Origin of the sequence: Thiohalophilus sp., assembly GCF_046483665.1 — a bacterium.
GTDB lineage: Bacteria > Pseudomonadota > Gammaproteobacteria > UBA6429 > Thiohalophilaceae > Thiohalophilus.
Genome location: NZ_JAWOCR010000009.1, coordinates 1 through 20542, shown reverse-complemented (window position 1 = coordinate 20542; position 20542 = coordinate 1). Strand labels below are relative to the sequence as shown.

The 20542-nt window shown below is 52.9% G+C and carries 18 protein-coding genes; 4 read left to right on the top strand and 14 right to left on the bottom strand.

Translation table 11 applies throughout. The annotated features are described in order from the left end of the window. Window positions 1-876, bottom strand: an 876-nt coding sequence (locus R6U90_RS02535; RefSeq protein WP_410351090.1) for a porin, incomplete at its 3' end; no start/stop codon positions are given. Window positions 877-1123: 247 nt separating this feature from the next. On the opposite strand from R6U90_RS02535, the gene R6U90_RS02530 reads away from it, so the two are divergent. Continuing rightward, window positions 1124-2173, top strand: coding sequence for a class I fructose-bisphosphate aldolase (locus R6U90_RS02530; RefSeq protein ID WP_410351089.1), 1050 nt, complete (start codon window positions 1124-1126; stop codon window positions 2171-2173). 462 nt (window positions 2174-2635) lie between these two features. On the opposite strand, the gene R6U90_RS02525 is transcribed toward R6U90_RS02530, so the two are convergent. Further along, window positions 2636-3910, bottom strand: a complete 1275-nt coding sequence (locus tag R6U90_RS02525; protein ID WP_410351088.1) for an NAD(P)/FAD-dependent oxidoreductase — start codon at window positions 3908-3910, stop codon at window positions 2636-2638. An 844-nt stretch (window positions 3911-4754) separates the two neighbouring features. Continuing rightward, a complete protein-coding gene (locus tag R6U90_RS02520) occupies window positions 4755-5630 on the bottom strand; it encodes an ion transporter (RefSeq protein ID WP_410351087.1) in 876 nt (291 codons plus the stop codon). Between the two features lie 337 nt (window positions 5631-5967). Here R6U90_RS02520 and R6U90_RS02515 point away from each other — a divergent pair, with 337 nt between their 5' ends. Beyond that, window positions 5968-6702 (top strand): sulfite exporter TauE/SafE family protein, encoded by a 735-nt coding sequence (locus tag R6U90_RS02515; protein ID WP_410351086.1) that lies wholly within the window; start codon window positions 5968-5970, stop codon window positions 6700-6702. Between the two features lie 15 nt (window positions 6703-6717). Here the strand turns inward: R6U90_RS02515 and R6U90_RS02510 are convergent, their stop codons facing one another. The 6 genes from R6U90_RS02510 to R6U90_RS02485 form a co-directional block, all read right to left on the bottom strand. Continuing rightward, window positions 6718-7029 (bottom strand): hypothetical protein, encoded by a 312-nt coding sequence (locus R6U90_RS02510; protein WP_410351085.1) that lies wholly within the window; start codon window positions 7027-7029, stop codon window positions 6718-6720. 206 nt (window positions 7030-7235) lie between these two features. After that, on the bottom strand, window positions 7236-8216 hold the full coding sequence (locus R6U90_RS02505) for a GGDEF domain-containing protein (RefSeq protein ID WP_410351084.1): 981 nt from the start codon (window positions 8214-8216) through the stop codon (window positions 7236-7238). Between the two features lie 261 nt (window positions 8217-8477). Further along, complete coding sequence (locus R6U90_RS02500) at window positions 8478-9251, bottom strand: DUF2189 domain-containing protein (protein WP_410351083.1); 774 nt, start codon at window positions 9249-9251, stop codon at window positions 8478-8480. An 895-nt stretch (window positions 9252-10146) separates the two neighbouring features. Beyond that, the gene (locus R6U90_RS02495; RefSeq protein ID WP_410351082.1) at window positions 10147-11226 is read right to left on the bottom strand and encodes an alkene reductase; all 1080 of its coding nucleotides are present in this window, start codon (window positions 11224-11226) and stop codon (window positions 10147-10149) included. 208 nt (window positions 11227-11434) lie between these two features. After that, a complete protein-coding gene (locus R6U90_RS02490) occupies window positions 11435-13126 on the bottom strand; it encodes an acetolactate synthase large subunit (RefSeq protein ID WP_410351081.1) in 1692 nt (563 codons plus the stop codon). Window positions 13127-13311: 185 nt separating this feature from the next. Next, window positions 13312-13869: a carboxymuconolactone decarboxylase family protein gene (locus R6U90_RS02485; protein WP_410351080.1), complete on the bottom strand. Its 558-nt coding sequence runs from the start codon at window positions 13867-13869 to the stop codon at window positions 13312-13314. Between the two features lie 218 nt (window positions 13870-14087). Here R6U90_RS02485 and R6U90_RS02480 point away from each other — a divergent pair, with 218 nt between their 5' ends. Next, the gene (locus R6U90_RS02480) at window positions 14088-14684 is read left to right on the top strand and encodes a TetR/AcrR family transcriptional regulator (protein ID WP_410351079.1); all 597 of its coding nucleotides are present in this window, start codon (window positions 14088-14090) and stop codon (window positions 14682-14684) included. Window positions 14685-14699: 15 nt separating this feature from the next. On the opposite strand, the gene R6U90_RS02475 is transcribed toward R6U90_RS02480, so the two are convergent. The 3 genes from R6U90_RS02475 to R6U90_RS02465 form a co-directional block, all read right to left on the bottom strand. Continuing rightward, window positions 14700-15443, bottom strand: coding sequence for a peroxiredoxin-like family protein (locus tag R6U90_RS02475; protein WP_410351078.1), 744 nt, complete (start codon window positions 15441-15443; stop codon window positions 14700-14702). Window positions 15444-15512: 69 nt separating this feature from the next. Next, a complete protein-coding gene (gene dsrE2, locus R6U90_RS02470) occupies window positions 15513-15995 on the bottom strand; it encodes a sulfur carrier protein DsrE2 (RefSeq protein WP_410351077.1) in 483 nt (160 codons plus the stop codon). A 16-nt stretch (window positions 15996-16011) separates the two neighbouring features. Next, complete coding sequence (locus tag R6U90_RS02465; RefSeq protein WP_410351076.1) at window positions 16012-16236, bottom strand: sulfurtransferase TusA family protein; 225 nt, start codon at window positions 16234-16236, stop codon at window positions 16012-16014. A gap of 269 nt (window positions 16237-16505) precedes the next feature. Here R6U90_RS02465 and R6U90_RS02460 point away from each other — a divergent pair, with 269 nt between their 5' ends. Continuing rightward, window positions 16506-17303 carry a transglutaminase-like domain-containing protein gene (locus R6U90_RS02460; RefSeq protein ID WP_410351075.1) on the top strand — a complete coding sequence of 266 codons (798 nt, stop codon included), beginning with the start codon at window positions 16506-16508 and terminating at the stop codon, window positions 17301-17303. A 202-nt stretch (window positions 17304-17505) separates the two neighbouring features. Here the strand turns inward: R6U90_RS02460 and R6U90_RS02455 are convergent, their stop codons facing one another. Together R6U90_RS02455 and R6U90_RS02450 are read right to left on the bottom strand one after the other, a co-directional pair. Continuing rightward, entirely contained in the window at window positions 17506-18303 is a 798-nt protein-coding gene (locus R6U90_RS02455) for a hypothetical protein (protein ID WP_410351074.1), read from the bottom strand. A 1135-nt stretch (window positions 18304-19438) separates the two neighbouring features. Then, on the bottom strand, window positions 19439-20542 hold a 1104-nt coding region (locus R6U90_RS02450), incomplete at its 5' end, for an OmpP1/FadL family transporter (protein ID WP_410351073.1).

Genomic DNA, 20542 nt, shown 5'->3' with positions numbered 1-20542 from the left:
GTCGGCCTGCCCGCTGTGATCGTCCGCGACAAGATACTGCACGCGCATATCCAGCGCCTCGTCGAAGCGGTATTTGGCATTCACCCCGTATGCGTCCCGGTCGTAAGTCGTGTCATCACTGTCGGTGGACTCGTAGATGGCACCGAACTGCAGTTGATCCAGGGTGTAGGTAGCTGTCAGACGCAGGTTGTTGATCTCCTCGGCCTGATTTTCCGGATCCAGTGACCAGTGTTCCAGTGCCGCACCGACAATCAGTTGATTCGCGTTGTAGGTAAGCGACACGCTGGTCAGATCATTGTCGTTGTTATCCTGCCCACCGCTAACATTGTCAGAGTAGGGGTCGGCCGAGTACATGGCACGTAATTCCAGCGCATCGAACTGGTTGCTGTATAAAATGGCATTCTCCGCCCGATCATTCAGGTCATTGCCATACCCATCACTGTAGGCGCCGAGAATCGCGCGTCGATCGCCAATCGTGTCACTGAACATCGCCCAGCTCGATCCCAGCGACTTGGAAGGCGTGTCGTAATGGCCGGCAAGCACCTGGCCGAAGCGGCCTTTCAGCCCCAGAAAACTGTTACGCGAGCCAAATCTACTGCCGTCGCCGCTTTCGGCAATATCCACGTTCTGTTCGTACTGCCACAGCAGCATCATGGTCGGGTTGATCTCATGCTCGCCCTTGAAACCGATGCGGGTCGAGTTGTTCGATACACTAAACTGGCTGTCCTCGCCCGTCGCATCCGGATCGCTGTAATCGAGCGAGACGTGCGCCTTGCCATACAGTTCGAGTTTTTTCCCGATCAGTTCCACTGCCTGCCCCATTCCGGGCAGGACAAAAAAGAGGATGGATCCGGCGACTAAATGCTGTTTTTTCATTCTAAGACTCCTTAGAGTGTTGTGTTTAAACTTGTGGAATGTTGCAGACCTGAATCTTGATCTCACATACCTTCAATTGAAAATGATAATCAATCTCTCACTGACTCTCCCCTGTCGATAATTCCGGGGACAATTTCCACAAATTGACTATGCTTGTAATTGACGGTGAGTTTCTACCGCTACCTTGGCACATTCAATTGTATGTTGCATGCTGTTCGGAACACCAGAGACCAACACGGGAAAGATAATGACTGATATTACTGCTTTGCTCGGCAACGAGGCCGACGACCTGCTCAATCACCACTGTAACACCCTGTCCGGCACGGATCTTCACCTGCCCGGTCCCGATTATCTGGATCGGGTGGTAGCGCACAAGAACCGCAAACCGGCGATGCTACGCAACCTCAACGCCATCTTCCAGCATGGCCGACTGGCCAACACCGGTTATGTCTCGATACTGCCGGTGGACCAGGGCGTGGAACATACCGCGGGGGCTTCATTTAGCCCCAATCCCGCCTATTTTGATCCGGCCAATCTGTTCGAGCTGGCCATCGAGGGGGGCTGTAATGCCATTGCCTCCACCCTCGGCGTGCTGCAATCGGTGGCCCGGGACTATGCCCATAAAATCCCGATGATCCTCAAGATCAACCATAACGAGTTGCTGAGTTATCCCAAACACTATGACCAGACCCTGTTTGCCAGTGTCGACCAGGCGTTTGATATGGGCGCCGTGGCCGTCGGCGCCACAGTCTATTACGGCTCACCTGAATCCCGTCGCCAGATCATGGAGATCAGCGAGGCCTTTGAACATGCCCACTCGCTGGGGCTGGTGACGGTATTGTGGGCCTATTTGCGTAATGATGCCTTCAAACAGCAGGACCATGACTATCACACCGCGGCGGATCTGACCGGCCAGGCCAACCATCTGGCAGCCACCATCGATGCCGATATTATCAAACAGAAGCAGGCAACCCTTAACGGCGGCTTCAGCGCCATCGGTTTTGGCAAGACCCATCCCGGCATGTATGACACGCTGACCTCCGAACACCCGATTGATCTGGTTCGCTATCAGGTCGCCAATTGCTATATGGGCCGGGTCGGCATGATCAATTCCGGCGGTGCCTCCGGTGAAAACGATTTACACCAGGCTGTACGAACAGCAGTCATCAACAAACGGGCCGGTGGCATGGGCCTGATCAGTGGCCGCAAGGCGTTCCAGAAGCCGATGGCGGAAGGCGTGGCGCTATTGAATGCCATCCAGGACGTGTATCAGGATACGGATATTACCATCGCCTGACTGGCTGTGCCGGCCAGGCGATAGTCAAAATACACGGTTATGACTCACCCGGCTTGATCGACACGGCTGCGGTGCGATTTTATCGCAACCGGTCAACAACGTGCCGTGAGCCCATCCGCGTGAGGACTTCGTCTTCGTACGTGTGCTTTCGATCCTAGCCTGATTGAGCAGCTTCAGGAAAGGATTCGAAATGGTCGAAATTCCGCTTTTTTGATCACCCTGGTCAGTTCGTTGAACAGCCGCTCCAGATTATCCTGCTCAGATATCAGGTCCCCGATATCAGCATACGGATCGCCGACTTCCTGCCTGAAAATAGCCAGATCACTTCATCTTCTTTTTCAGCCCCTGATCCCCGAGGCCAGTTCGCAGTTTTTAACGGTTTCCACGACACGGTAATGAACTTGTACCAGCCAGTTATCGGTACTCTTATCCCGCAGTGCTCCTACTTTTGGGTGTATCCAGCTACTTCTTCAGACGGACGATCCCCATCATCTTCAACGCCATTTTTTCAAACAGCGGTTCAGAAATACCTCGTTTAACTTTGTAGAGGAAGTATTTCTCAAAGCCGATCTTGGCCCAGTGTACCCATTTGCCTTTTTTGAACCAGGTAACATTGCGTGGAGGGATCTGCGGGATAGCCACAAATGCCGCACCGGTGTCTCCCAGATCGGCCAGACAAAACGCATTCCAGCTAGCTTTGGACTGGACCGTCTTGTCTTCCAGTTCGGCCTGAATGTTATTTACGATAGCGGTCACCATGGACTCGATCATATAACCGGTCTTCGGTGCCCCGGTCGGTACCGGGGTCGCTTCTACAGGCGGGATAGCAATACAAACACCGGCCGAGTATATATTCGGATATTGAGTGCTACGTTGAAACTCATCAACTTTAACAAATCCACGTGGATTACACAGTTCAGGCACATTGGCAACCGCGTCGACTCCCTTGAAGGCGGGCAACATCATGGCATGTTTGAACTCCAGCTCATGCTGCTTCTTGACTTCGCCATCCTCGTTCAGCTCATCGACATACATCTTGCCGTCTTCAACCCGGGTCGTTTTGGCGTTGGTGATCCAGTTGATATGCCGGTTTCGAAATTCATGCTCCAGCATGCCTTTGGAGTCTCCGACACCACCCAGGCCGAGATGGCCGATGTACGGCTCACTGGTGACAAATGTGATCGGCACCTTGTCGCGAATTTTTTGTTTCTTCAGGGCCTGATGCAGAATCGCCGCATATTCATAGGCCGGTCCGAAACAACTGGCGAACGGAGCGGCACCAACGATGACAGGACCAGGATCTTCCAGTAGCTTCTGGAAATCGGCGTACGATTTTTCCGCGTGGTCGACTGTACAGACAGACTGGGTATAGCCGCCATCGGGACCCGTCCCCTTCACTTCGTCGAAAGCCAGCTTCGCGCCGGTGGTAATCACCAGATAGTCATAATTTACCGTTTCATCACCTTCAAGTATAAGCGCGTTGTTGTCGGCGTCGATGGCATCAACCTGTCTGGCAATAAAGTTGATATTGCGTTTCTCGAGATAGCGACCGATTGACACGGTGATCTTAGGCCGGGTTCGCCAGCCGACCGCCAGCCATGGGTTGGAGGGGACAAACTGGAAATAATCCGTCGCATTAACGACAGTTATATCATGCGAGTTGCCCAGTGCCTCGCGCATCTCATAAGCGGCGGGAACACCGCCGATACCCGCTCCCAGGATCACAATATGTGCCACGGCGAACCTCTTTATGTTTATTCACGATTTGTTAATAGTGGCACAGAAAACCGGAAAAGGAATTGACGAAAATCAGTAAAGTCCCGATTTACGAATATATCCGCCTCCGTCCCTATACACCTATAAATAAAAACAGAATTCCGGATTCTTGTCTGTTGTGGGACTGTTTTCCTGCTTGCGAGTCCCTGACAGCATAAATTTCTCGCCGAGAGGCTGATGGACAGACTGGTGCTGAAGCGGCGTACCGGGATACGGGTACATTAACGGAGCATCATGACTGAAAGCGTTAATCACCACATGATCTCCGCCTGTAGTCTTGAATAGTGCAGCAAGTTATGCCTTTCGAACTGTATTGCCGGTCGAAAAGTGAAAGATTACTCGATCATGCCAGAGCCAATATTTACACTGCGATGTATATTCGGTAATGTAAGTTTTAAACGATCCTGTCTCGGGCGCCTTTCGGCTACGCAATGAGCAGTTCCGGTGAAGCATCATCAAGTATACTCACCTTTATGTAACTACTTCCATCAGGCAATCGATGAGCGTGGTGTTATTGCTACCGATAGCGTTCAATAGCGCATCATATAACAATCGGAAATACGAAACAGATCCTGCAGGACTTCGGGGCGTGACTGATATCCGCTGCCCCCTGTCCTTCTCCCGGCAAGTCTATTTCCAGTGCTGTTGTCATGAACAAGACCTGCTGTATCGATATATGGTTTGACGGGGCACCCGTACAGGTTACTCCGTGCAATACTCTCCCTGGTCGTTCAGACAGAAGTTCCTGCCTGGAGCGGGTTCCAGGCAGAGGAAGGGTTGATGCAGGGTTTTGTAATCCAACCGCTTACCTGGTTCTTCCGGTATCAGGCCTGGCTTGCTCGCTGGCCAGGGCACTGTGCAAGACCCGGATTTCTTCGCGCAGAGCCCGGATCTCCTGTTCAATCGTCCCGCTTTCCTGATGGATGGTATTTTCAATCGCGTCACGCTCCCGGGCATGGTCGGCCTCATGCATGGTCTGCATGGTATCGACAATAATGCCGATGAACAGATTCAGCATGGTGAACGTCGCGATCAGGATAAACGGAACGAAGAACAACCAGGCATAGGGGAACTCTTCCATCACCGGCCGGACGATACCCATAGACCAGCTCTCCAGAGTCATGATCTGGAACAGGGTAAACATCGAACCCCCGATGGTGCCGAACCATTGTGGAAAGGCATCACCAAAAAGTCCGGTCGCCATCACCGCGAAGACATAGAACAGTAACAGCATCAAACCGGCGATTGATGCAATTCCCGGCACCGCATGTAACAGCGCTTCCACGATAAAACGCAACTTGGGCACCATGGATATCAGACGCAGTACACGTAACACACGCAGTGCGCGCAGCACCGCAAGCGGACCACTGGCGGGTATCAGTGCTATTCCGACCACGACAAAATCGAACACATTCCAGGCTACGCTGAAAAACCGCAAGCGATAAGCAAACAATTTAATCCCGATCTCCAGTACGAATATGAACAGGATAATTCGGTCAGCCGCGATTAAAAACGGTCCGAACTGTTCCATCACCGTACTGGAGGTCTCCAGACCAAGAATAACTGCATTAATAATAATAAGAATGACAATCGCGTACTGAGTACGCCGGGATTCAATCCAGTGTCCGGCACGAGAACGTAATGATGCAGGATCGAGATCCCGAAGAATATGATCAACCATGATAAGCTACGAATCTGTATAGTGAATGATCTTTGGCCGCCGAAGGGCGAACCACCCTGTGTCAAACCACGATTATCCGACACCAGACAAAGTTTACCAGTTTTCGCCTGTCTGTCGTATAAGCTGACTCAAGAATGGAGATTTCATATTACCAGAGCGGCCTAGGCCGGGCAGACCACACAGCCGTGCAATTATCATTGACAATCCCTGTGCAATATTCAAAACCAGCAGCAATCTGGTGTGCGGACCCGTCCGCCATAGTAAGAGGAACAGTCACAGTCACTCTCCATTATCGTCCTGATAGGTAATTTTGACACATAATGGTAAAGTAACCAGCATGTCAGCTTCTGTTCCCGAAATTTTTCTGTTTGCCAGCGCCGCAATCCTGATAGCTGCCTATACCTTTCGCGGCATCACCGGTTTTGGCTCCGGCCTGATTGCGATTCCTTTACTTGCACTGTTCTTGCCGTTGACGTTCGTCTTGCCCTATATCAGTTTCGTGGACGTTACGGCATCTTTCGTACATGGTTGGCGACACCGCCAGCATACGGCGTGGCGGGAAGTGTTGACGGTCTTGCCGTTCACCGTGATCGGCGTTGTCCTGGCGCTGTATCTGCTGAAGAGTCTGGACACCTCGATGCTGGTTAATGCTCTGGGGGTATTTGTGTTGTCATTTGCCGTCTACAGTCTTGTCGGACCAACATTGAAACGCCAGATCAGTGCCCGCTGGTCGGTTGCTGCGGGTTCGCTGGGCGGGATTGTCGGTACGTTGTTTGGCACCAGTGGGCCATTATATGTGATTTATTATCAGTTACGCGGCCTGCCGAAGAGCGTATTTCGCTCCACCATCGCCACGGTATTTTTACTCGAAGGCGGCATCCGCCTCTCCGGCTACGCGGTTGCAGGCTTATACAGCCGCGAAATCCTGCACTGGATAGCCGCCTCGTTACCGCTGATGGCGCTCGGCCTGTATATAGGCGGGCATATTCATACCACGATCACACAGCGTCAGTTTCAACGTGCCATCGGGATCTTGCTTGTCATCAGTGGTATCGCTCTATTGGCAAAATAAGCCCGAGTTCCCTGCCTAAAAAAGATCGCAGCTTGGTCCACCCTTGCCCGACAACACCCCGTCTATCGCGGGATGGCTTTCAAGTTTGTCAAGAATTTCGCTATACAGCGAGGCGGGGGTATTGCTGGCAAAAGTAATATCGACAAAACCGTTTTCATCGACTTTATAGCTGGCGAACTCAAAACTGCCATCGTAATCAAAGAGGATATTGGCTACTGCCTCATCGGCCAGTTGCAGCCGGTCATTGGCCTGTACAGGTTGCATGAACAGGAGCATAAAAAAATAAAATGGCACAAATAAATTACGGGAGAGATTCAGCATAGTCATATTCTTGTATGTCCGGTACAATAACCACACAGAATATAAAACATCATAGCAAAGATGACAACTGTCTCTCAATCAAACCTGAACTGACTCATTTGGGAGCCTGTTCATGTACCAGGGGGCACATTGCTTGATATCGGATACTCGCAGGATGCTATGCGGGACTTTTTACTGCTCAAGTCTTTAAACACGTGACCATGCGCACCAGGCTACTGATTTTCCCAGCTAACAACCCGATCACGGCCGGCCTTTTTGGCCTTGTAAAGCGCACTATCGACGCGACTCAGAACCTGTTCGGTGGTATCCCCTCTGTCTATGGTATAAACACCGATAGAGACACTTACCGGCGGCAGCAGGTTACCATCATGATTTCTTACTTCATTTACACGAATAAAATCCCGAAGCCTTTGAGCAATCACAAAGGCATTTTGTTCGGTGGTATCCGGGAGGACAAGAACAACCTCCTCACCCCCGTAGCGAATCGCGGCATCATTATCCCGCAGATTGTCTCGTACAATATTTGCCACACTTTGCAGAACACGATCTCCGGCCAGGTGGCCATACTGATCATTAAATTGTTTGAAATGATCAATATCCAGCATCAACAGACTGCATAAAGAATATCCGCCTTCTTTTTGTTGCAGAAATTCCGGCAGTTTTTCATTGAGCCAGTGCCGGTTACGCAGCCCGGTCAGCGAATCCGTCTGCGCTTTTTCGGAAAATATCTTCTGCTTCTGCATACCCTCGGTAAGTAGTTTTTTGTCATCGCGTAAGCGTGAAGACAGTGCATGCAGGAAGTTACGTGCGCCAACATGTGATCGTTCAATTAATTCCCACCAGATACTCTCGTGAATCGCCAGCAATTGCACCTGTGTTTCTGTTACTACTGTTGCCGAGGGGCGCTCATGGTCGATGACCGACATCTCCCCCAGCCATCCACCCGGGCCAACATGGGCATGTAAATCGCCCCGCAGCGGATCAAACTGGACAATCAGCTGGCCCTTCAGAACTATATATATAGTATTATTATCCTTCTCGGGAGTGAGCAGGACCTGTCCTTTTTCCAGGGACACAACTTCACACTGATGTAGCAACCAGCTCAGTTCGGCCTGGCTTATACCTTTTAACAGTGGCAGTTCCGCCACTTCGGCAATAGAAATACTACAGTCCAATTCGTGCCAGTTAGCCATACCGTGTTAATTCTCTTCTGATTTAACTCCTTTAAATAATCTTCCATGATGTTATGAAAATAAATTTTCACACAGGTATTACTAAAAGTATCTAGGTGTTTACCCTGATACGACTCATACAATTTCAGACAATGTGACCTGCAGCTCAAAATTAAGAGCTGACCCGAGACCCTTACCAGCAGACTCAACAAGGCCATTTAACGAAACAGAGACCCAGATAGGCGAATTACGGCATGGATCAGCCCCTCCTCGTGAACGACCTCAGGCCACCAGTGAGCGATAGGCATGCCAGGTTGCGTGACCCAGTACCGGCATAATAACCAGCAAACCGAGATACAACGTCGCCAGACCAATCGACAGCAGGCCTACAATTAAAACCGCCCACAATATTATGACCAGCTTGTTATGCTTAACAACCTGAACGCTGGAGGCTACCGCATTGATAACTCCGCTTTGCCGATCCAGCAACATGGGCCATGACACCACACTGGTGATAAACACCAGGACTGCCAGTACCGCACCGGTCAGGACAAACAGACCAAACATACCAAGACCCTCTGGCGTGCTGAATAACTCCTCGACCAGGACCGAGACACTGGAACTGGTACCGCTTAAATACAAAGCACTCAACAGAGTGGTAAGCCGGATCCAGGCAACCATTATGACAGCATGAAAGGTAACGAGCAGGGCCATATCGAATTTTCTTTCCAGAAATGCCAGCAACGATTGTTTAAAGCTCACCACAGTGCTTTGTTCCCGCTGTCGGCTGAGATGATAAAGTCCCAGTGCAAGAAATGGCGTCACCAGGAAAAATCCTGTCACGAAGGTCATTACCAGTATTGGCGATTGCCAGGCAGCCGCAGTCAAAACATAACCCAACAGAATAAAAACCAGTCCGTAGAACCCACTGTACAGCGGCATACGGCGAAAATCCTGCCAGCCGGCTTCCAGCCAGCGCAACGGCTCACTGATCTCTACCTGACGTATCGCCGGCAAGTCTAATGTGTGATCATCATCAGAGACGGATGGTTGCATACCTTATTTCCTTGTTCGAGTTTGTAAAATATTATTCTATTCATGTTCAGAATAACAGCAAATCAGCTTTATTGGATGATGACCGACACCTTATATATTAATCCCCACCAGTCAACATCACCGAGACGGCGAACAGCCCCTGCATGCACCTCATGAAAACGAGCCACTGTACTGCTGGATCTTCTCGTAAAATGACTCATTCTCACGCAAACAGGATATGCTGTAAGACGGTTGTAATCCCCGCAAACAGCAGCTCGAGCCAATGAACTGACCTGCCGTAACATCATTGGGGCAACAGGTAATTATACCAAAACTATAATCGGCGGCGGGTAGAGCAAGACTCTGTCTGGACGTATAGCGACTCATATAACAGAATATCGTTTCATCCGGACACGCAAGTCGTGCAGCAGTTGATAAATCCGCAAGACGCTCCCTCCGCGCTGAATCACACCAATACTGCGTAGACCATCCCAATGAAACAGTAGTTCCCTGAACACCCCGTCGCCGGGAAAGGCAGACACACCAGCAACAATGGAGGATACCAGTGGGACCTCAAGACTCGTGCGCCAGATACCGCCCGGCTGAGTAGTCTAATAGCTATGCAATCTTGAGTAACCTGAAGCCCCGGCAGCTCACACGGTCTGGGCATCTCCTCATAATGTCAGCATCCCGGACCGGGTGCTCAGCTGGCACTCCTTATCGAAAATGCAATGGAAGTCTGGACATAATAAAGCACCTCGCTAACCCGCTCACAGGCCTTTGTGAGGCACATGCAGGCAGAAAGTATCGGTTATGCAGTTCCTCCAACTTACTTTCACCAGTTCGGCCATACTCTGTCCCAGGAAGCCTCATCTATCCGTTTCCTGTCAGGATAATTCCACCAGGATGATGCTCTCTACCCTATCTCGTCATAGAACGGATAATCGGTATAACCTTTCTCATCGCCGCCATAAAATGTCGATGGGTCCGGTTCATTCAATGGCAAATCTTCCCTGAGGCGACGCACCAGATCCGGATTGGCCAGAAATGGTACGCCAAAGGCGATCAAATCCGCATCGCCGTTTTCTATTGTTGCCTGCGCTCGCGTCTTGTCGTAACCGTTATTGGCCATGTAAGGACCATTGAATTGATCGCGTAGCGCCCGGTAATCCACTGTGCGGCTCTGATTTATCATGTCACCTTCAAGCAAGTGCAGATAGGACAGACCGCGTGAGTTCAACTGGTTAATGAAATAACTGAAATGACCTTGCGGGTCCGAGTCGACCATGTCATTGAAGCTGTTCTCCGGTGTCAACCGCACCCCGACCCGGTCTGCCGGCCATACCGTGCACACGGCATCCAGTATCTCGTTCAACAGGCGCATGCGATTCTCGACACTGCCGCCATACTGATCCTCACGCTGGTTGGTACCGTCACGCAGGAACTGGTCGATAAGATAGCCGTTCGCGCCATGCACCTCGATACCATCGAACCCGGCCTGTTTCGCCATGTTTGCGGCATGTTCATACTGGACGACAATCCCCGGAATCTCGTCAGTCTCCAGCGCGCGCGGTTCAATAAACGGCTTGGGGCCTTCATAGGTAAACGCTTCCCCCTCGGGGCGAATCGCCGACGGGGCCACCGGTGTGGCGTTGTCCGGTAACAAATCCGGATGGGAGATACGTCCGCAATACCATAACTGGATAAAGATCCGGCTGCCGGCCTCATGTACGGCATCGACGATGCGACGCCAGCCATCAACCTGCGCCTCGCTGTGAATGCCCGGGGTCGCCGGATAACCGATCCCTTCGGGGGAGACTTGCGAGGCCTCGGTGATGATCAACCCCGCCCCGGCGCGTTGCTGATAATAAGTCACCGCCAGCGGATTGGGCACATTGCCTTCAATCGCCCGGTTGCGGGTCATGGGCGCCATGACAACACGGTTGGCCAGGGTCAGGGCGCCGATTTTTGTCGGTTCAAACAGATTAGCAGTCATTGATTACTCCTTGTCCGGTTAGTATTGATTCGTTATCGCTCAGGGTACCTTGTTCACTGAAGTATCCAGCACTTGCTTGATCGCATTGCGCGCGCTCGACTCCAGTGTGGCAATCGGCGCGCGATCGAACGGGGCAAGCACCTCGATATTACCGGCGGCGGGAACCTAGGCGACGATCATTTGCGGGAAATGTTCCATGCTGGGACTCCTAAATCGTCCGGCTCAGTTCCTTGATCTCATGATTGAGAATGTGGTCGTTCTCGCTGTAATCGACCGGCACCTCGAGCAGATGCACGCCGGGACTGTCCAGGCACTCCTGCAACAACGGTTGCAGTGCCCCGGCCGATTCGACGCGATGGCCCTGCGCGCCGTAACAACGCGCGTAATCCACAAAGTCGGGATTGCCGTAATCGAGACCAAAGTTATCGAAGCCCATGTCGGTCTGTTTCCATTTGATCATGCCGTAGGCATCATCGCGCAGGACCAGCACCACCAGATCCAGATTCAGGCGCACCGCGGTTTCCAGCTCCTGGGAGTTCATCATAAAGCCGCCATCGCCGCAGATGGCCATGACCTTGCGCTGCGGATTGACAATTTTCGCCGCCATGGCCGAAGGCAACCCGGCCCCCATGGTCGCCAGGGCATTGTCCAGCAATACGGTATTGGACTGGTACGCCGGATAGTTTCTGGCGAACCAGATTTTGTAAATGCCATTATCCAGAGCAATAATACCGTCCTCCGGCATGCTCTGACGGACATCGTGAACCAGGCGCTGGGGATAGATCGGGAAACGGCTGTCCGCGATACCCTGTTGCAGATGCTCGTCAAGATGCCGCTTGACCGACATGAAACGTGAGAAATCCCACTGCCGGGACGGTTCAAGCGCGGCGGTCAGACGCTCGATGCTGTCAGCGATGTCCCCGATCACACCCTGCTGGGGATGATAGACCGCATCGATCGCCGCGGTGATATAGTTGATGTGAATGACCCGCGCCGAACCGGCGTGTCCTGCCCCGGCCAGATCCGGATTATCGATGTCGCTGACGGGATCGTCAGCCATGATAAAGGGCGGCTTTTCCACCACATCGTGACCGACATTGATAATCAGATCCGCCGCCTCGATGGCCCGGTGCAGATAATCCTCGCCGGACAATGCGGCCGTCCCCAGATACAGCGGATGGCGTTCATCGAGTACGCCTTTGCCCATCTGGGTGCTGAAAAAGGGAATGCCGCTTTTATCGACAAACTCACGCAGTGCCGCACAGGTCTGGCGCCGGTTGGCGCCGGCGCCAATCAACAACAGCGGATGTCTGGCCGTGTTCATCATCGCCAGCGCCGCTTCAATCGAATCCTCGCTGGCCCGGGGATTGGTAAAGCGGCTGCGGGTAATCACACCCACCTCCGTCTCCTCGCGGGCGATATCCTCGGGCAACTCCAGATGCGCCGCCCCCGGTCGTTCGTCCCCGGCGCGGCGAAAGGCTTCGCGTACCCGCGCCGGAATATTGTGCGCACTGCTGAGCTGGCGGGTATATTTGGTCAGCGGTTGCATCATGTCCACCACATCCACAATCTGGAACTCACCCTGTTTGCTCGCTTTGATCGGTTTTTGGCCGGTGATCATCAGCATGGGCATGGCCCCCAGCTGGGCATAGGCGGCGGCCGTCACCAGATTGGTGGCGCCCGGTCCCAGGGTTGCCAGGCAAACGCCGGTCTTGCCGGTCAGCCGGCCGTAAGTCGCGGCCATGAAACCCGCCGCCTGCTCATGACGGGTCAGAATAAGTCGAATCGATGAGTCCTTTAACGCGTTGAGCAGATCGAGATTCTCTTCGCCCGGAATACCGAAAATGTATTCCACTTCTTCCGCTTCCAGTGCCCTGACAAACAGATCAGATGCTTTCATTAATTTTGTTCTCCCTGACTCCCGATATCCCGGTAACCAGTTAATTATGGGCGCAATCACGGCATAATGACACTCGATGAAATGGATCGATAACATTCAAGACGCTTTTATGCGCTCGTCCTTACACCGATTGATGCCCGGTAGCCGGCTGAACCGCCGGCTACGACCCGGGACACCAGTGCCCGCTATTTTGCAGGATGTTCCCAGGCGTACTGGCTCATCGCCTCATCAAGGGGGGTCTGGGCAATGTGATTGAAGTAATTGCTCATGGTTTTGATTCCGACGGCCAGAATCACATCGCCGACGTGCTTCATCTCGTAACCGGCATCCAGAAATTCACGGACATCCGCCTCACTCAGCCAGCCACGCTTGTCTACCATTTTGGCGGTAAAAGTGCGCAGAGCTTCGAGTTTGGGATCGTCAATGGGTCGATCCTCACGCAGCGCCGCAATCGCATCCGCCGGGAGCTTCGCCATATCCGCCAGCATGGAGTGGGCCGAGACACAGTAATCGCAGCTGTTATAACGACTGACCGCCAGCAGGGCGACCTGCTGCTCCCGGGGTGTCAGGTGACTGTTGGCGTACAGACCGGAAAGTGTGAGATACCCCTCGGCCAGTGCAGGGGAATTGACCATGCCGCTGATCAGGTTGGGGACAAAACCAAACGCGTCTTTGGCCTGTTGCATGGCTGGCCGGGCGGCTTGCGGCGCGGAATTTTCATCATGAAAAGTAAACCGGGTCATGGGCGCCTCCTGCTGATTTTGAGTGACTATTCGATATTGAACCAGTATGGCAATACTTGAATGATTGTTCAAGTATTGCTATTCTGTTTTAAATAGCATGAGAATCTTGTCCTTGCGTTCTTGGCAGGTCGGGAAAGGCCGTTGTCACTTTTATGCTTTATAATTTTCTTACCGCCGGTACTGCAACATTCGGCAAACAGCAACAGTGAGACAGAATAATGCCACGTCCCATCGAATTCGATCGCGATGAAGCCCTGCGCCGCGCCATGAGTGTTTTCTGGCGCCAGGGGTATCACGCTACCTCGGTCAAGGATCTGACTGCCGCGACCCATCTGCAACCGGGCAGTCTTTACGGCACTTTCCAGAACAAACGGGCGTTGTTTATCGCCGCGCTGGATGCTTACTTCAGCGGTATCCGCGAGCGGATCCAGTCGTGCCTGCACAATGGAGAGTCGCCGCTAGGCCGCCTGCGCGCTTTTTTCGATATGCTGATCGAGGAGATGGTCTGCGATCCGGACAATAAAGGCTGCTTGCTGGTCAACACGTTACTTGAAACACCGGCCGAGGATACCGAGATCAACCGGCGTGTCAGCGACATGTTTGCCGAAGTGGAAACCGAATTTGCCCGCGTATTGCAGGAAGCCCAGGCGGCGGGCGAACTCGATCCCAACCGGGATCCGCAAGCACTGGCACGCCTGTTGATTGCCGGCATCTACGGTCTGCGCGTCTATCACAAGACCCGCCCCGATGCGCGACAGCTGCACGAAATCATCGACAACCTGTTTTTCGCCCTGGGTAGCCCGACCCGGCATTGAGCCGGGCCGTCACAGTTAAAGCTGTTTCAGAGCCTCGACAATCGCCGCCGGTTCCATCCGTTCCTTGTAGTTCACATCGGCGGCCCCCGCCCGAATGACACCCTCGCGGTCGATAATATAGGTCGCCGGTACCGGCAGCACATAGCGGCCATCGCCGTTATAGTCGGCCAGATCGAGTCCGAAATTACGCCGGTAGACCTCCACCAGCTCCATCGGCACCTCAAAATAGAGGTTGTAGGCTTTCATCGCCGAGCTGTCCAGATCGCTCAGAATCTCGAACGGGTAATCGTCTTCCTTCACCTGCTCCAGCGACTTGTCCGGCTTCTGCGGTGTTACCGTGATCAACTGCGCGCCCTCGTCTTCGATTGCCGGCAGGCTTTCGCACAGGGTATGCAGCTGAAGATTGCAGTAAGGACACCAGGCGCCGCGATAAAAGACGAGCACAACCGGCCCGTTTTTCAGCTGCCCGTACAGAGTAATTGATTCGCCAAAAGCATTGGGCAGGGTAAAATCCGGTGCCTTCTCACCCACCTCGAGTCCCGGATCCGGCATGCCGGCGGCCAGATCCTCACCGGCCTGTTGCATGATCTGCCGGTCTTCAGAACCCAGCTTCGGCCCTTTCGCATTTTGCCGGCGTTTATCTTCAAATTGCTCCCGCGCCTGTTCGTAGCTGGGGACGGATTCATCCGCCATCGCCGCCGGCATCGCCAGGGCCGCGAACAGAAAGGCAGGCAGTGCCGCTTGATACCTCGTGCGCATTATTCATCCTTTTAACATCACTACGTTAACTGCCCATTATCAATGGGCAGTGTTTGTGCCCGGCCCGGTTCAGGTGAACAGGCAGATATCGGACTCGCCGGCGAATTCGAAGAACATCGCCGCGCCGCCATATTCAATACCGTCGATAAAACTGCTCTGTTCCATGTCAAACAGATCCACGGTCATCTGGCAGGCAATCATTTTCACATCCGATTCAAAACACATCTCGCGTAAATCTTCCACACTGGCCACGCCCTTGCTCTTGAGTTTGCTTTTCATCATCGAGGTCATCATGGACTGCATGCCGGGGATCGCCGTACCCAGTACCGGGAACCATTTATCCATGCCCAGCGGCATCGGCATGCCGGGGTTACCCAGCGGCGAGACTTTCAAATCCAGATCCTGGCGCAGCAGTTGCAGGCCGTAGAAAGTAAAAAATATCTGTACCTGATAACCCAGCGCCGCAGCGGTGGAAGCCAGAATAAACGGCGGATACGCCCAGTCGAGCGTGCCCTTGGTAGCGATAATCGCCAGTTTCTTTTCATCACTCATGGTTAACCTCCTGCCCTCAGGCTTTTTGAATCAAAAAGTGGAACGTTCCGTTTTCCTCACGCGACTCCTGCAGGGCATTACCGGTTTGTTTGGCAAAGGCGTCAAAATCCTTGACCGAACCCGGATCGGTGGCCTCGATATGCAGCACCTGACCGGATTCCATTTGGGTAATCGACTTTTTGGCGCGCAGAATCGGTAGCGGACAGTTCAGCCCCTTCGCATCCAGTTCCTGATCAGCCATAAAAACCTCCTTTTGTTGTGTATTTCGCTGCGAACGTCATTCATGAACGATCGCTCAACAATCAAGTTCACTGTAGCCGTAGTTGAGCGATCGTTCAAGTACTCGACAAATCTTTTTCAACGCCACAACCGTGCTCAACAGGGCAGAGCCGCGTAAGTAATACACCAATCAAAATCAGAAGTTTGTGACTGCTATCCCTCGAATACACTCCCTGTTAGGCTATTCAAAGGCGAGTCAATCCAGTCTGCCCAACCCGATCGAGGCCCCGAATGTGGATGCGAACAACCTGCAATCTTGAGTTCCAACTGGCCTATCCCACGCCGCTCATTCTTATGCTTCGCGCCCGCAGCGGGTTGCGGCAGTGGATCGCCCGGGAAAGTTATACCTTTGGTCCCGTGGTACCGGTGCAGGAATATACCGATATCTTTGGTAACCTTTGCCAGCGACTGATCGCGCCGGCCGGGGAGTTTTACGTTCGCACTTCCGCCGATGTCATTACCCGTGACAACCTTGAAGAGGCCCCCGGCGGGGGCTTCGTCGAAATCCCGGATCTGCCCGATAATGTCCTCATGTACCTGCTACCAAGCCGTTATTGTGAATCAGATAAGTTCGGCAACATGGCAAGGGAGATTGTGGAGGGACTACCGCTGGGCTACGATCAGGTCGCGAGAATTACCCGGTGGCTGCGCGAGTCGATCCGTTATGCGCCGGGAACGAGCGCATTCCCGCTGTCCGCCGCCGAGGTTAATCTGCAGGGCAACGGGGTCTGCCGTGATCTCTCTCACCTGGGTATTGCCCTGTGCCGCGCACTCAGTATTCCCGCGCGCCTGGTGGTGGGCTATCTGCATGCCCTGGAACCGATGGACATGCATGCCTGGTTCGAAGCCTATGTGGACAATCACTGGTACACCTTTGATCCCACCGAAAGCACCTTGCGCGGGGGGCGACTCGCCGTGGCCTATGGTCGAGACGCAGCGGATGTAGCAATCTACACACAGTTCGGCCCACCGGCGACCTTCAGCGATATGCAGGTCCAGGTAGAAGTTCTCGATAGCCCACCAGGCTGAGACAGGAACAGGGGTATGCGGAAGTATCAGATAGCCGGTTATCCACTCTGCGGCGGCAGGACCCCTGTTCACTGTTACACGTCACAGTGAATAACCCCCTTTAACATTACTCGATTTTACTGAGTAAGCTGGCTCAAGGAGTAATGCAACGGTTGCGGTTTTGCCAGGGCCAGGGCCAGGGCCGGGTATGGAGAGTTTTAATTCAGCGCAGCAGATTTTTCAGTTTGTCTTCGACTTTTTCCTTTTCAGACTCAAGCTTGCTATCCGCCTCATCTTTTAGCCTGGCTTTCTCTTCTTCCACTCGCGCTTTGGCATCAGTCTTGACCTTGTCCAGTTCGGCATCAATCCCTTTTTTCCTGACTGCCTCTTTCGCGGTATCCATTAACCGTTGCAATATTTCCCTGGCCAGTCCGGTCGGCGTGGCACCCTGGCTGCCGCCCAGGTTGGTCATATTGATGCCCGGGAGCTCAAGCTCGTAATTCTTATCAAGAGGGGTCACTTTAGCATCAATCCGACCCTGCTCGAAGGTGAGCTGTCGAATGATCAATCTCGACTCGGCGGACGTTTTGTCTACAGGTTTACCCTGTTCTTCGGAAGGAAGACCGGCAGTGAGATTCTTTTTTAATTCATTCAGGTTGGTCTTGTTATCCGCATTGACTTCGAAGAATACCCTCGGTTCACGCACCGTGATATGGTTAATTACATATGGCTCTTTCTTGATGGACTTGAGCTCGATACCGAGGCCGGTCTCACCCAGGGTAACGGCATAAGGTAGCGCAAAGCCTTTCGGGTTGGCGACGCTGAGGCCAAAAATGGTGCCATCGCCTTCGGTAAGTTTGATTCGCACCTTATCCACCTGAACGGCAGTTTGCGTCGCTTGTGAACCGTATTTTTCAATCGCCGCCTTGACAATCGAATCCAGGTTAGTAAGCACATAGAAAACAGCAGCAATGATTACAATCAGCATCAGAAAAACAAGGCCGAGCATCACTTTTTTCATTTTAAATTATCCAGGCGTGTTCGGTTAATTTCACATTCACATTCAGAACATAGTAGATTACGGACACTGATTCAACGACTTTGCGGAGTATGCTTTTATTTCAGGCTATATTATACACTGAAAAATTCCGCACAATTTCCGGAGACTTTACTCATATCCCTGTTAATCCGGGCAATCTGATACCAGGAGATCTGCATAGAGCTTTATAGCAAATGTCGCCACTCATGCCTTTATCAAAAGATTTAGTCTCCGCTCTACCTTTTCTTTCCCTGTTCGCTCTACTCTTTTTCCCGCGACTGGCAGTGTAACGTACAGCCAACAGAGTACAGGCGGGAATCGCCAGCTGCCATTTCCTTGTCTGCAAAATAGTGTCAGGTAGTATTTTGACATTTCTCTGGCCACCGGGCTCTGGTGGGCAATAATCATTACACAATGACGTTTCGAGCATAATGGAAAGCTCACAGGCATTCATGATCTCTCGACATTGCCTTTCGCAAGGGACAACCTTTGGCATGCCACATCGCATGCCATCCACCGGTAATACACTCAGGGTGGGCCACCCGCATTCTCATTAAGAGGTTGTTCACGATTCATTTTCTGCCATGGCCAATATTCACAGTAGAGTAATCAATACTGTGCTGGCCAAAGAGCCACTGAACACCGTCTGGTGACAAATCTGCCGGAGTGCTCTCGATCCATTTGCTGACCGTGAACTGTCAGGAGGGGTCGCAGGGAAATCGTGTATCGCATTGTAATTCTGGCTGCCTACTATTGCTCCCGGCCATGCTAATGATGAGAAAAACAGGATTGTCGCGAACCTCAGGGACGGACTTTTCACACCAGGCCCAGGCCGGGCACACTCTATCCCCCGGCGCAGGGGATTAAATTACGGTTCGATTATCCAAAGCGCCCGAGGTTGGAGACACTGCCGTCTGTGGTGGAAAAGCCCCCGTGAAGAAGGAACGGTTACCGGTCACAGACAGATTCAGATATTAAACAATCGTCCTGTTCATACTGCTGCCCTCACACCGCGCGGTAGCTCGTATAAAGCGCAATAAACAGAGACTATACTGGCCCGGTTCCGGGCTGATGCTCCTGTCCTCAGCCCAAAACCGTAACCCGTCATGGCTATCGCTTAAAACCGGTAACCGATATTGAATCCGAACGACTGTTCAGAGAGGCTGATCTTTGCACCATTAGTCGTGGTCAGGGTTTCTTCCGGCACATACATGTAATGCCCACCCAGTTCCCAATGTTTGTTAAGCAGCACATTCATGCCCACAGTGTAATGCGTCTCAACAATGGCCGGCAGCAGCAGGTTTTGTCCCGCCTCGCTATCCCCGAACGGTGATTCGGCATAGTTATACCCGGCACGCAGGGTCACTCGCTCACTGATACCGTAGGCAACGCCCAGGGCATAGACGGTCTGATCATCCCAGCCCGGGTCCATCGGGAAACTCCCGCCGGGTCCGGTGACCGACAGCTTGTCCATGGTATCGGACCAGTTAATCCACTTGAGGTCCGCCGAGACGGTCAGATTGTCATTGGCACGATACGCCAGACCAACCGCGGCCTGTTGCGGGAAATCGAGATCCAGCTTGTAGGTGCCGGCGGCAAAATCAGTACTATTACTTCTGATATCCCCCTCGGCCAGCTGATATTCCATCGGACTGAAATGCTGTTTGGATTTGTAATTAAAGCCCACTGTCAGCTGATCGTTTACGTCATACAGCAGCCCTACCCCGAAACCGAGGCCGAAACCACTGGCGCTGCGGCCCAGATCAAAGTTGATATCCTGTCCGCTATCGTTCTGCTTGAAAGCCACCGACTGATAATCAATATTCAGGGTCACGCCCACGCTGTAGCGCTCATTCACGTTCCAGGCAAAACCGGGGGCCATCTGCCAGAAGGAGACATTACTGTAACCGTCCCATTCGCTACCGCCTGAAGTGGCAGTCGGTGCATAATCCACGCCCATCCCGGAGGTACCGTACATCCCGCCACCGAAATAGACCTCGCTGCCCTCGGACGTCGGCGCGGTCCAGCCGATGGCCGGCACACCATAGATATCGACGGCACTGTCCGCCACATCGCCCCCCGAGGCGGTGAAATCGACCGAACGGTCCGGCATGAAGGCTTCCATGGAAAAATCGGCCCGGGCACCGACCCGGGCCATACCGGCCGGGTTAGAGACCGCTGTCATGGCACTGCCCGGGTTGGCGGTCACGGCGCCGCCGAG

Coding starts and splice junctions, on each gene's coding strand:
- R6U90_RS02475 (WP_410351078.1), bottom strand. CDS start 15,443: ATGCGCACGAGGTATCAAGCGGCACTGCCTGCCTTTCTGTTCGCGGCC.
- R6U90_RS02480 (WP_410351079.1), top strand. CDS start 14,088: ATGCCACGTCCCATCGAATTCGATCGCGATGAAGCCCTGCGCCGCGCC.
- R6U90_RS02465 (WP_410351076.1), bottom strand. CDS start 16,236: ATGGCTGATCAGGAACTGGATGCGAAGGGGCTGAACTGTCCGCTACCG.
- R6U90_RS02495 (WP_410351082.1), bottom strand. CDS start 11,226: ATGACTGCTAATCTGTTTGAACCGACAAAAATCGGCGCCCTGACCCTG.
- R6U90_RS02490 (WP_410351081.1), bottom strand. CDS start 13,126: ATGAAAGCATCTGATCTGTTTGTCAGGGCACTGGAAGCGGAAGAAGTG.
- R6U90_RS02515 (WP_410351086.1), top strand. CDS start 5,968: ATGTCAGCTTCTGTTCCCGAAATTTTTCTGTTTGCCAGCGCCGCAATC.
- R6U90_RS02460 (WP_410351075.1), top strand. CDS start 16,506: ATGTGGATGCGAACAACCTGCAATCTTGAGTTCCAACTGGCCTATCCC.
- R6U90_RS02530 (WP_410351089.1), top strand. CDS start 1,124: ATGACTGATATTACTGCTTTGCTCGGCAACGAGGCCGACGACCTGCTC.
- dsrE2 (WP_410351077.1), bottom strand. CDS start 15,995: ATGAGTGATGAAAAGAAACTGGCGATTATCGCTACCAAGGGCACGCTC.
- R6U90_RS02520 (WP_410351087.1), bottom strand. CDS start 5,630: ATGGTTGATCATATTCTTCGGGATCTCGATCCTGCATCATTACGTTCT.
- R6U90_RS02510 (WP_410351085.1), bottom strand. CDS start 7,029: ATGACTATGCTGAATCTCTCCCGTAATTTATTTGTGCCATTTTATTTT.
- R6U90_RS02485 (WP_410351080.1), bottom strand. CDS start 13,869: ATGACCCGGTTTACTTTTCATGATGAAAATTCCGCGCCGCAAGCCGCC.
- R6U90_RS02455 (WP_410351074.1), bottom strand. CDS start 18,303: ATGAAAAAAGTGATGCTCGGCCTTGTTTTTCTGATGCTGATTGTAATC.
- R6U90_RS02500 (WP_410351083.1), bottom strand. CDS start 9,251: ATGCAACCATCCGTCTCTGATGATGATCACACATTAGACTTGCCGGCG.
- R6U90_RS02505 (WP_410351084.1), bottom strand. CDS start 8,216: ATGGCTAACTGGCACGAATTGGACTGTAGTATTTCTATTGCCGAAGTG.